The sequence below is a fragment of the Martelella sp. HB161492 genome, assembly GCF_013184775.1.
In the GTDB taxonomy this organism is placed as follows: Bacteria; Pseudomonadota; Alphaproteobacteria; order Rhizobiales; family Rhizobiaceae; genus Martelella.
In genome coordinates, this window is sequence record NZ_JAATVV010000027.1 from 1 (window position 1) to 10,793 (window position 10,793).

A 10,793-nucleotide genomic window follows, 5' to 3' on the forward strand; every position below is an offset into this window, starting at 1 on the left:
GCTTGGCCTTGCCTTTGAGGCAGACAATAAGGCGGTGGACTGGGAAGACCTGCGCGACCGCGCCGATGCAACGGGGTTTAAACGTGGCATCGTCCCGGCCGATAGTCTGGCGCTCACCATGGGTATTGACGTTCAGGGCGACCGTGTCGAGTGGCTGCTGCGCGGCTGGGGCCGCAACAAGATCAGCGCGGTGATTGATTACGGTGTGATCGACAGCCGGGCGGGCAGCCATCTTGCCGGCTATCGTGAGCATTCCGGCCATATCTCAGAGCCTGAGGTGATGAAGGCGCTCGATCAGCTGATCGCCAGGCGCTGGCCTGATGAGAATGGCAAGCCAAGACGCATTGATCGCGTCGGCATCGACGGCAATGCCTATACCGAAGATGTCTGGTTCTGGGTTCGCGGTCACCCGCGTTCCAAGGTGATCATGGTCCGCGGTGACAATCGCGATACCGCACCTTTGCTGAGCCAGGTGCGGGAATATGACAAGAACGGCCGGCCGAAGAAACAGAAGTGGTCGACCCGCTTCTTCAACTTCAACGCCTCGGTGATGAAGATCGGGCTTTACCGGGACTTTAGGAAGGATGACCCGGAAGCGCCGGGCTATATCCGCTTTGCCACCGGGCTTGGTGACACCTTCTATCAGCAGGCAACATCTGAGGTTCGCGTCAAGGAAAAGGACCGCAGCGGCTATCCGCGCTGGCGCTGGAAGCTTCCCGAAGGCCAGCGCAATGAAGTGCTCGACATGATGAACCAGTCGCGCGCGGCCGCGATCCGGCTTGGCGTTCCCTATTGGAGCGATGAGGCCTGGGATGTTCGCGCCGAGGAACTGGCGAAGCTTGAGCCGGAACAGCAGGGCGATCTCGAAGATCTGATCGGCAATCTTGCCGCTGTCGCTGAGGCCGTCAGCCGGGCGCAGGAAAACCGTGCCGAAGCGGCTGAACCTACACAAACAACCGTCCCGGATCGCGTTGCTGCAGCCATGCGGCGCGCTGGCCGGGCGGCACAGAGAAATGGCAGGACACCATGACGACAGAGGAACGCATCACGCTGGAAAGCCAGCTTTCCGAGGCACGGCTTGCGCTCCACAAGCTGGAAACCGGCCGCAGTGCGGTGACGCTTTCCTATGACGGTGAGACGGTCACCTATTCCGGCGCCGACCGGGCGTCGCTCCGGGCCTATATCCGCGGCCTCGAGACTGAGCTTGGCATTCGGTCCTCCAGCCGTCCGCGCGGGCGAGGGGTGATCTTCGGATGACAGTGGAACTCTATGGACCTGACAACAAGCCGCTGCCTGCTGCTGTTCGCCAGTCGGCCCGGCTTCAGGCAACGCGCAACCGGATGATGGTGAGTGTCTCCGGTGCTGCGGTGACGCGGGCACCCTATCAGGGAGCGGCATCTGATCATCCGAGCTTTGCCAGCTGGAAGGCGGGCAACTATTCCGGCCAGTCGGCGCTGTCGCTCTCACGCCCGACGCTTGTGGACAGGCTGAATGATGTCGCCCGCAATGACGGCTGGGGCGCTGCCGGCACGTCGCGTCTGGTCGATAACATCATCGGCGCCGGCTGGAAGCTTGCCGCCCGTCCCAATCATGTAACGCTGAAGCTGAGCTTTGATCAGGCCGAGGCCATCGCAACCCAGATTGAGGGGCTCTGGCGGGACTATACCCAGGACGTTGATATGTGGTGCGATGCCGAGCGCACCAAGAATATGGCCGGGATCCTCGGCCTTGCTGCGCGCAACCGCTTTGGCCCGGAAGGCGAGGCCTTCGGTGTTGTGGTCTGGCAGGATGACGCGCCACTGTTCCAGACCGCCATTCACATGATCGATCCGGCCCGGTGTTCAAATCCGAAAGGCACGCTCGACAGCGAGCATTTGCGCGATGGCGTTGCGATTGATGATTATGGCGCACCGCTTGGCTATCACTTCCGTAAGAGCCATCCGGGCGACCTGTTTGCCGGGAATACCAAGCTCTGGTCATGGGAATATGTGGCCCGTGCCACCGAATGGGGAAGGCCGATTGTCGTTCATGCCTTCGATCCGAAGCGGCCGGGAATGACGCGCGGGGCGTCCGACTGGGCGCCGATCATGCGGTCGATCAAGCAATCGACGGATTACGAGGATTTTGAAAGCCAGGCGGCAATGCTGAACGCCATCATGGCGGCCTTTATCGAAACGCCGTTTGATCCTGAGGAGATGATGGCGGCACTCGATGCCGAGGGCGGTGATGGTGCGCTCGGCAAGCTCTATGGCGAGATGTCGGAAGCGCAGAAGGCCTATTACGGGGCGGCGCCGATCAATCTGCCGGGTGTCCGCATCAACACGCTGCTGCCGGGTGAGAAAGCAAACCTGACCAAGCCTGAGCACCCGAATGCCAACTTCGAGGTGTTCGTCAATGCGGCTCTGCGCAAGATCGCCTCGGCCGTGGGGCTGACCTATGAGCAGCTGACCATGGACTGGAGCCAGGTCAATTATTCCTCGGCCCGTGCGGCGCTCCTGGAGATCTGGCGCGGCTTCACGGCGAAGAAATCGGGTTTTGCCGCTCAGTTCATGGCGCCGATCTATCGGGCATGGCTCGAAGAGGTGTTCGACAAGGGCCTGATCGAACTGCCCGAAGGGGCGGTATCGTTTGAACAGAACCCCGCCGCCTGGTGCCATGCCGACTGGATCGGGCCGGGCAGGGGCTGGATTGATCCGCTGCGTGAAGCACAGGCCGCCGGTGAGCGGCTTGATCGGCGGCTGACAACGCTGCAGCAGGAATCGGCAGAACAGGGCCGGGACTGGAAGATGGACGCCGATCAGCTGGCACGTGAGGCCCGCTATTATCGCAGCCTTGGCCTGACGCATCCGGCCGAGGCTGAGGCTGTGCCCGCAGAGGGTAATCCCCCGCCGTCGTCGCTGGATGAGGCCGATCAGGACAGTGAGGTCGAGGACAGTGTCAACGGTCGGGATCGATCTGCCCGCCGTCATCCGCTTGGTATCCCCGCCATTCATGGAAGGGCAAGACAATGAACTATCCCGAAATCGCCAGCCGGATGTTCAACACCCCGCTGATGCTGCATCCGGGCAAGGCCGAAACCATCGGCCGGGCCTTTGGCCCGCGTGTGCTCGGCCTGCCTGAGGCGGGATCCGAACAGATGGGGCTGATCGGTGAGACGATCCGCGAAGCAACTGATGGCTGGGGCAATAAGGTCTATAATGGCGTGCGCCGTGCCAGCGACGGGATCGGTCTGATCGAGATTGAAGGCTCGCTGGTCAACAAGGGCAGCTTCATCGGCAAGTCCTGCGGTGTCACCTCCTATGAGGGGATTGGCATTCAGGCCAATGACTGCCGCCTCGATGACAGTATCAGGGGTGTCATTCTCGAAATCGACAGTTTTGGCGGTGAGGTCACCGGCGCCTTTGACTGTGCCGAAAAGATCTTTGAGCTTTCCACCGCCAAGCCGACCATTGCCGTGCTGACCGATCATGCCTGTTCGGCCGGTTATCTGCTGGCCTCGGCCGCGCGGATGATCGTGATCCCGTCAACCGGTGTCTGCGGTTCCATCGGCGTTGTCTCGATGCATGTCGATGTCAGCGGCTGGCTGAAGAAAGAGGGCCTTGCGGTCACCATCCTGAAGGCTGGCGCCCATAAGGCCGACCTCAACCCATATGAGGCCATCCCCGAAGATGTGCTTTCGCGTGAGCTTTCTGAACTGGAAGAGATGCGCGTCGAATTTGCAGAAACGGTTGCCCGCTATCGCGCCGGGCGGCTGACGACAGAGGCGGCCCTTGCCACGGAGGCGGGCGTCTATCGCGGCATAAAGGCGGTTGAGGCTGGTCTTGCCGATGCCGTTCAACGTCCCTCGCAGGTGCTTGCCGCCTTTGAGGCTGCCCTTAGCCCTGCGGCCTGATCCATCAACCAACCCCCAAGAGGACAAACAGATGTCACAGATCACGCGCGGGTTCACCGCGAACGTGCTTGCTGCCGTGCGCGGCCAGAACCGCATGGAAGGCGATCCCGGCAATTCCGACCCGGAAAAGGATAACCCGCCTGCAGAACTGGAAGGCGACCCCAATGATCCCAAGAACACCGACGATCCGAATGCTGAAGGTGAGGGCGAGGGAAACCCGGAAGACGAACCCGATGGCGACGAGGGTAGCCAGATGTCGGCGCGGACGGCCGAGCGCAAGCGGATCCAGGCGATCCTCATGCATCCGAAGGCGGAGGCCAATGCAGGCCTTGCGGCGCATCTGGCGTTCAGCACGTCGCACAGCTTTGCCGAGGCCAGCGCCATTCTGAACGCCTCGGCTGCAACGTCGACCGGCAATCGCCTGGCGGGTCGGATGGCCGGCAAGACGCCAAAACTCGGCGCTGGCGGTGCCCCCTCGGCCGCATCCGAAAAGCAATCGCTTCTGGCCGCCGTCGGCAGCGCCATGAAAGCCCGTCACGGCCGCTGATTTACGCCGGCATTCCAACAGGAGAACTCCCCCATGAATACGGCAAGCTATGCCCCCAACGATCTGATTGTCTCTGACATTCCGGTCACCACCCGCACCGTGACGATTGCTTCCGGTCAGGTTCTCGATCGCGGCGCCGTTCTCGGCGAAATCACCGCTTCGGCCAAGCACATTCTGTCGGCCGCAGCGGCCGGCGATGGGTCTGAAACGCCTGACTGTGTGCTCGCCTTCGATGTCGATGCCACGGGCGGCGATGTCCAGGCGCAGGCCTATTTCTCCGCCGGTGTCGCTGCCGACAAGCTCAGCTTTGGCGATGGCCATGATGCGACGACCGTTGAGCAGGCATTCCGCCGCAACGGTTCGGGCCTTTATGTCCGCCAGCTCGGCTAACCTGCCCCGTTCTTCCTTCATCTCGACAGGATAAATCCCGATGGAAAACTTTCTTCTCAATACGGCCGAACTGGTCACGGTTCTGCCGCCGCGCGATCGCCCTGAAGCCTTCCTGCGCAATCGCTATTTCTCGACCACCGTGCTTTCCGAGCAGGAAGAAATTGTCTTCGACAAGATCATTCCCGATCGCGAGCTTGCCCCCTTCGTTCATCCCGACGTGCCGGGCAAGGATGCCGCCAATCGCGGCTTCAAGGCCACCAGCCTGAAGCCCGCCTATGTGAAGCCGCAGAATACCCTTCGCCCCTCGGGCAATCTGATCCGTGTTCCGGGAGAGGCAATTGCCGGTGTCATGTCGCCGGAAGAGCGCTATGCCTATAACATCGCCGCAATCATCGACGATCAGGACATGCGGATCACCCGGCGCGAGGAGGCGATGTGCTCGGAGGTCCTGCGCACCGGCAAGGTCGTTGTCGAGGGCGAGAACTATCCGACGCAGACGGTCGACTTCGGCCGCGACGCATCGCTGACCATCGCACTGACGGCTGCGGCCCGCTGGGGCGAGAGTGGTGTTGATCCCTTCGACGATATCGAAGACTGGATCGAATTGCTGGCGCTGACCGACGGCTTCACCGCCCGCGAGGTGACGCTGGGGCCGGGGGCTGCGACGCTGCTGAAGCGTTCCGAGCGTTTCCAGAAGATGCTCGACAACCGCCGTCAGGCGTCTGGCTCGATGGAGTTCGGCCCTGTCTCGACCGGGGCTGAGGGCAAATATTCGGCGGTTCTCGGTGTGATCGGCGAGATCACCTTCGTGCAGTATTCGCAGGGCTATACGACTGGCGGTGTGAAGGGCAACTTCTGGCCGAGCTATGGCGTTGGCGTGATGGATCCGCAGGGCTTCATGGGCCACTTCGGCTATGGCGCGATCCTCGATGACCAGGCGCTTTTGCCGATGGCCCGTTTCCCCGACATGTGGACGGAAAAGAACCCCTCGCGCACGGTCTGCCAGACGCAGGCCGCCCCGCTGCCGATTGCGCCGGAGCCGAATGCCAGCCTGTTTGCACTGGTGCGCTGATCCTGATCGCCGGGCGCAACAGCCGCCCGCCACCCCTTCCAAGATATGGAAACGATAACAATGGCAAAGACGCGAAAGTTCAACACAACGGTGAAGCTTGGCAACAAGACCTATGCTCCGGGCGAGGATGTGCCGATCACCGACAAGGGCCTCAGTGACGCCGCTGCCGATAACCTCGATCAGGTGTTCGGCCTGTTCAGAACCTCGGCAGAAGGCAGTACCAGCGACCGGCGGATTGCAGCGCTCACCGAAGAGCGTGACAGCCTTGCCGATCAGGTCGCAAGTCTGACGGCCGAGCGGGATGCACTGACCAAGGCCAGCAAGACCGGCAGTGCCGATCTGACGGCACTGACCGCAGAACGCGACAAGCTGGCTGCTGATCTCAAGACCATGACGGCCGAGCGTGATCAGCTGGAAGAGGACAACGGCACGCTGGCCGATGAACTGCAAAAGCTTCAGTCCGAAAATAGCGCTGACACGGGCGACAAGACATGAGCCTTCCACGGCCACAGCTGTTTGCCGGCCTCGGTGAGGAATTCGCCGGGGCATTCGGCAATGTCGATTGCCTGTTTACGATCGATGGTGTTGCTGAGGCAAAGCCGGTGCGCGGGATCCTGCGGCAGAAAATCGGCCGCGATCTCGGTGACGAATTTGGCCAGGATGTCGAAGGCATCACGCAAACGCTCAGCGTTCCGGCAACCGGCCTCGATCACCTCGAAAGCCAGCGCGACAGCGTCGAGATCAACGGCCAAACCTTCGAAATCGCCAATCAGGCTGACGACGGTCGGGCGATGAAGGTGCTCTTCCTTAAAGGCAATGTCTGATGGCGCATATGCGGACACAGATCTTTGACGCGCTTCTCGCCCGGCTTTCGGCCATCCCGGAATTCTCCGGCGCTGGCAAGGTCAAACGCGCCCGTACCGAAGCGATCCGCGAGAGCCTTCTGCCGGCCTTGACCGCCACATGGTCGGAAAAGCAGGAGACGGCCACCATCCGCCCCTGTGCCGGGCCAAATGGTGAGGATGGTTACGACCGGCGCCTGCCGATCGATATCATCGTCCACTTCAAGGCCGAGGATCCCGATATCGAGTTTGACCGGCTGGCGGTCGAGATCGAGACGGCGCTTGGCGCTGCAATCAAGCTCGACGGTCTGGTGATCGAAATGGTGCTGGACGAAAGCCGGCATTATGTCGATCGCGCAACCGGGATCTCGCTCGGGATTGGGGCGCTGACTTATGTGGTGGATTACAAAACATTTGCCTTTCGTGATAATGGTTATTATTAATATTTAATAATAACTATGTCTTTTCGATATTTCTACTATATTTTTGTTGACATATTTTCGTTTTGCTCTATATTGTATATCAGAATTAGTTACGGGGGTTGGGGTAGGTTCGATTCCTACCGGGGTTCTCTGGTACTTGGGCATTCAACTGTTGAAAACGTTTTTTGTATTTATTTTCAATTGTATGGAGGTTCCTATGACTAAAAAAACCGAGAATTTTAAAAAGACCTGGACTGAGTTTGTAATGCGTGTGAATGAATTTATTTATAAGTTTATGCAGAATGCAGTACAAGACATCCTGGTAGATTTGGCAATCACCCTCACCCATAGAAAGTCGCTCCCAGTTAATGGTTGAGCGGCTTTTTTGTTGCTTTTGGAAATTTGATTGTATCAATCAGTTTTCTATAACTGATCTGGCGTCCCTCTTGATGTCCTCACGACGAACCTAAATTTGGAACACCCCCCATGAACCCGACATCCAAACAGGGCGGTCTTGACCAGCCCTTCTGGTTCGGTGCGCCTGTCGTGCCGGATGACGATACCGATTTGCCGCAGGCCTCGACGCTCTATCTCGGGCAGGGCGGTGACATTTGCGGCATCACCAGAGGCGGCACGGAAGTGACGCTGAAGAACCACCCGACCGGTTATGTGCTCGGTGTCTTCGCTCGCGTGAAGGCGAGCGGCACTACGGCTGCGGATATCGTTGCGCTCTGGTGAGCGTTTTTTCCTCCATCATTGTTACGAAAGGATCCTGGGTATGGCCCTGGGCAGAGAACTTATTATCAAGCGCAAGAATGATGCCGAAACCTTCGATATCGTCTGCGTGGTCGAACAGCGTTCGCTCAACATCAACAATGAGGAAGTCGACACGACCAAACCCGACAGCGATAATCCGGGCGGTGTCCTCAAATACTCCTCGATTGGCGGCGTCCAGTCGGTGCGCTGGTCAGGATCCGGCGCCTATGTCTCTTCGGCAACGCAGGCGCTGGTGCTGCAGGACATTCTCGGTCAGACGCTCAACGACTATCAGGTCACCGTGCCGGGTGTAGGCACATTCGAAGGGCCGATGCGGATGCTGTCTGCAAACTTCCAGGGCGACAAGACTGCCGAAATGACCTGCGACCTTGCCGGCGTCTTTGATGGCGATGTCGTCTTTGCGGCGGCTGCCTGATGACGACGGCCTTTGCAAACCCCTTGCGCGGCGAGGCGGCGGTCACGATCGGCAACAAGGCCTTTGTCGTGGCTGTCACCTTTGGTGGGCTGATGCGGTTGTCACAGGCCATCGGCGCCCGCTCGATGGATGAGATCTATCAGCGCCTTTTAGGCTTCGAACCCTTCGCCGTTTCCTGCGCCATCCGCTGCCTTGCCGTCACCGAGACGGATGAACAGGCGGCCGAGCTTGCGGCAAAAGTGCTCTCCGACAAAAATATCTCGGCCGCCGACCAGTCGAACTGGCGCAAGGCGATCGAGACGGCGCTGACCGCTCATATCGAGGCAGGCAACAGCCTGCGTGAGACTGTGTCAGTTTTCGAGCAGGTAGAGGCAGCCGTTGCAGCAAAAAAAGACCAGCCGGCGTCCTGATCGCGGATCATATCCGCACGCTTTTCCAGATTGCGATCGGTTCGGAAAAGATCGGTTGGACGCCGGCGACATTCTGGGCGGCGACGCCTGCAGAGCTTGTCATGGCCATTGATGGCGTGACCGGGAAGGCCAGTTCGCCAAGCCCTGTCAGTCGTGACCGGATCCGCGCGATCGTTGCCGGGCATGGCCCGCAGAAATCCATTCGCAAGGGGAAGGCTCCATGAGCAGACCGGATATTCCTGTCAAAATCGGTGCGGATGATACCGAATTCAAAAGCGCCATGACCCGGATCCGCATGCAGGCGAGAACGGCTGCGAATGATACGGCCAGCTCGTTCCTGGCGATCAAATCGAAGATCGGCGGTCTCGATAATATCTTCGGCATGCTGCAGGGCGGTCCGGCCGGTCTTGCCGCCTCGCTTGGCCTCGGTGCATTCGTTGCGTCAACCCATGAGGCCGTTGATGCGGTCACCAGTCTTGGCAAAGCGGCAAAGACGGCGGGCGTTGATTTTGAAGCCTTCCAGGAGCTGAGCTACGCCGCCGTCAAGTCGAAAATCGATGTCGATGCCCTGACAGACGGGCTGAAAGAGATGCAGCTTCGCGCCGATGAATTTGTCAAAACCGGTGGCGGTTCTGCAGCCGAATCCTTCCAGCGTCTTGGTCTGAGCGCCCGTGATCTGACGCGCATGCTCAATGATCCGGCGAAGATGTTTGATACGCTGATCAGCAAGATCCGCCAGCTGGACAAAGCGGCCCAGATCCGCGTTCTCGATGAGATGTTCGGCGGCACGGCAGCCGAGCAGTTCTCGTCACTGATGGATGACAGTGCCCAGAGCATTGCCGATGCCCGTCAGGAAGCCCGTGATCTTGGCGCCGTGATGGATGAGGATGTTCTGCACAAGGCTGAAGAGGTCAACGCCAAGTGGGAAGCCATGGCGATGATCATCGGCACACGGGTAAAGTCGAACCTCGTCGAGGTCGCGGGTCTTGTCTCTGACCTTGTCACAAGTCTCGGATCGTTTCAGACAAAGCTTGCCGAGATCGGCAATTCAAGCGTCTGGACAAAGCTTGGAACGTTTCTGGGCGTTGACATGAGCAAGACCATGAAATGGGTCGATGGTCAGGGCTGGACGGCGCAGGATGACGTTGATCTTGGCTCGATTAATGTGAGCAATGACGATCCGGTCGCCCGGCGCATGGCAGAACTGGACGACTACAATTCCGGGCGCGAGGCACTGGAAACCAAGCTTGCCGCAAACCGCAAGGTCAGTGCAGAGATTGACCACCAGAACAGCCTGACGGCCGATCAGCTGTCTCTCGAGCAGGAAATCGAGCGGATCCGCGCGCAATATACCAAGGCAGGCGGCAGCGCGACGGAAGAGGAGCTTCAGGCCAAAGCTGAGGCCAGCCTTGCGGCAAAGAAAGCCCGGCTTGCCGAAACCCGCAAGAGCGGCGGTGCCTCGACAACGAAGGAAAAGGATGCCGTCAAAGACCTGATCCAGGCGCTGCAGGACGAACTCGACATGTCGACCATGTCGGCCGAGCAAAAGAAGGTCTTCGAGAACCTTCGCCGCGCTGGTGCCGATGCCACGGAAGACGAACGGGCGGCGATCGAAAAGCTGACGCTTTCGATTGATGAACAGGGCAAGAAACAGGAACAGGCAGCGGAAACGGCGGCCTTTTTCCGGGATACTGCCTATGACAGCTTTCAGTCGGTTATTCCGGCGATCGAAACCGGCAATGACGCGCTTGATACGCTGATTAACAAGCTGATCGAAGCCGCGGCGCAGGCAGCCATTCTCGGAACCGGGCCGCTTGCCGGACTGTTCGGTGGTGGCCTGTTCGCCAGTGGATCGTCGCAGTCCGCGCTGGCGGCGGCCGGCAAGATCACCGGCCTTTTTGCGTCCGGAACGGATTTTGCGCCGGGCGGAACCGCGATTGTCGGAGAGAAGGGGCCGGAACTTGTGAACCTGCCGCGCGGCAGCCAGGTCATTCCCAATCACCGGCTTGGAGCCGCCCTTGAAAGC

Annotated in this window: 14 protein-coding genes; all 14 read left to right on the forward strand. The window is 59.8% G+C overall.

Annotated features, from left to right (window positions below; translation table 11 throughout):
- A partial coding sequence (locus tag HCK86_RS23625; RefSeq protein ID WP_176086955.1) for a terminase gpA endonuclease subunit occupies positions 1-1,030 on the forward strand: 1,030 nt, incomplete at its 5' end.
- Complete coding sequence (gene gpW / locus HCK86_RS23630) at positions 1,027-1,257, forward strand: gpW family head-tail joining protein (RefSeq protein ID WP_176086956.1); 231 nt, start codon at positions 1,027-1,029, stop codon at positions 1,255-1,257. The genes HCK86_RS23625 and gpW, both read left to right, overlap by 4 nt.
- Entirely contained in the window at positions 1,254-3,011 is a 1,758-nt protein-coding gene (locus HCK86_RS23635) for a phage portal protein (protein WP_176086957.1), read from the forward strand. The genes gpW and HCK86_RS23635 overlap by 4 nt, the downstream gene beginning before the upstream one ends.
- Positions 3,008-3,892 (forward strand): S49 family peptidase, encoded by an 885-nt coding sequence (locus tag HCK86_RS23640; protein WP_246739757.1) that lies wholly within the window; start codon positions 3,008-3,010, stop codon positions 3,890-3,892. The genes HCK86_RS23635 and HCK86_RS23640 overlap by 4 nt, the downstream gene beginning before the upstream one ends.
- A 31-nt stretch (positions 3,893-3,923) precedes the next feature.
- The gene (locus tag HCK86_RS23645) at positions 3,924-4,439 is read left to right on the forward strand and encodes a hypothetical protein (protein WP_176086958.1); all 516 of its coding nucleotides are present in this window, start codon (positions 3,924-3,926) and stop codon (positions 4,437-4,439) included.
- A 33-nt stretch (positions 4,440-4,472) separates the two neighbouring features.
- Positions 4,473-4,829, forward strand: a complete 357-nt coding sequence (locus HCK86_RS23650) for a head decoration protein (protein ID WP_176086959.1) — start codon at positions 4,473-4,475, stop codon at positions 4,827-4,829.
- Between the two features lie 40 nt (positions 4,830-4,869).
- Positions 4,870-5,901 (forward strand): major capsid protein, encoded by a 1,032-nt coding sequence (locus HCK86_RS23655; RefSeq protein WP_176086944.1) that lies wholly within the window; start codon positions 4,870-4,872, stop codon positions 5,899-5,901.
- 60 nt (positions 5,902-5,961) lie between these two features.
- Entirely contained in the window at positions 5,962-6,396 is a 435-nt protein-coding gene (locus tag HCK86_RS23660) for a hypothetical protein (RefSeq protein ID WP_176086960.1), read from the forward strand.
- Complete coding sequence (locus HCK86_RS23665) at positions 6,393-6,725, forward strand: hypothetical protein (RefSeq protein WP_176086961.1); 333 nt, start codon at positions 6,393-6,395, stop codon at positions 6,723-6,725. The genes HCK86_RS23660 and HCK86_RS23665 overlap by 4 nt, the downstream gene beginning before the upstream one ends.
- The gene (locus HCK86_RS23670) at positions 6,725-7,186 is read left to right on the forward strand and encodes a hypothetical protein (protein ID WP_176086962.1); all 462 of its coding nucleotides are present in this window, start codon (positions 6,725-6,727) and stop codon (positions 7,184-7,186) included. The genes HCK86_RS23665 and HCK86_RS23670 overlap by 1 nt, the downstream gene beginning before the upstream one ends.
- A gap of 465 nt (positions 7,187-7,651) precedes the next feature.
- On the forward strand, positions 7,652-7,903 hold the full coding sequence (locus HCK86_RS23675) for a hypothetical protein (RefSeq protein ID WP_176086963.1): 252 nt from the start codon (positions 7,652-7,654) through the stop codon (positions 7,901-7,903).
- Between the two features lie 40 nt (positions 7,904-7,943).
- Entirely contained in the window at positions 7,944-8,357 is a 414-nt protein-coding gene (locus HCK86_RS23680) for a phage tail tube protein (protein WP_176086964.1), read from the forward strand.
- The gene (locus tag HCK86_RS23685; RefSeq protein WP_176086965.1) at positions 8,357-8,767 is read left to right on the forward strand and encodes a hypothetical protein; all 411 of its coding nucleotides are present in this window, start codon (positions 8,357-8,359) and stop codon (positions 8,765-8,767) included. Before HCK86_RS23680 ends, HCK86_RS23685 begins: the two co-directional genes overlap by 1 nt.
- A 220-nt stretch (positions 8,768-8,987) precedes the next feature.
- On the forward strand, positions 8,988-10,793 hold a 1,806-nt coding region (locus tag HCK86_RS23695; protein ID WP_176086966.1), incomplete at its 3' end, for a phage tail tape measure protein.

Coding starts and splice junctions, on each gene's coding strand:
- gpW (WP_176086956.1), top strand. CDS start 1,027: ATGACGACAGAGGAACGCATCACGCTGGAAAGCCAGCTTTCCGAGGCA.
- HCK86_RS23635 (WP_176086957.1), top strand. CDS start 1,254: ATGACAGTGGAACTCTATGGACCTGACAACAAGCCGCTGCCTGCTGCT.
- HCK86_RS23640 (WP_246739757.1), top strand. CDS start 3,008: ATGAACTATCCCGAAATCGCCAGCCGGATGTTCAACACCCCGCTGATG.
- HCK86_RS23645 (WP_176086958.1), top strand. CDS start 3,924: ATGTCACAGATCACGCGCGGGTTCACCGCGAACGTGCTTGCTGCCGTG.
- HCK86_RS23650 (WP_176086959.1), top strand. CDS start 4,473: ATGAATACGGCAAGCTATGCCCCCAACGATCTGATTGTCTCTGACATT.
- HCK86_RS23655 (WP_176086944.1), top strand. CDS start 4,870: ATGGAAAACTTTCTTCTCAATACGGCCGAACTGGTCACGGTTCTGCCG.
- HCK86_RS23660 (WP_176086960.1), top strand. CDS start 5,962: ATGGCAAAGACGCGAAAGTTCAACACAACGGTGAAGCTTGGCAACAAG.
- HCK86_RS23665 (WP_176086961.1), top strand. CDS start 6,393: ATGAGCCTTCCACGGCCACAGCTGTTTGCCGGCCTCGGTGAGGAATTC.
- HCK86_RS23670 (WP_176086962.1), top strand. CDS start 6,725: ATGGCGCATATGCGGACACAGATCTTTGACGCGCTTCTCGCCCGGCTT.
- HCK86_RS23675 (WP_176086963.1), top strand. CDS start 7,652: ATGAACCCGACATCCAAACAGGGCGGTCTTGACCAGCCCTTCTGGTTC.
- HCK86_RS23680 (WP_176086964.1), top strand. CDS start 7,944: ATGGCCCTGGGCAGAGAACTTATTATCAAGCGCAAGAATGATGCCGAA.
- HCK86_RS23685 (WP_176086965.1), top strand. CDS start 8,357: ATGACGACGGCCTTTGCAAACCCCTTGCGCGGCGAGGCGGCGGTCACG.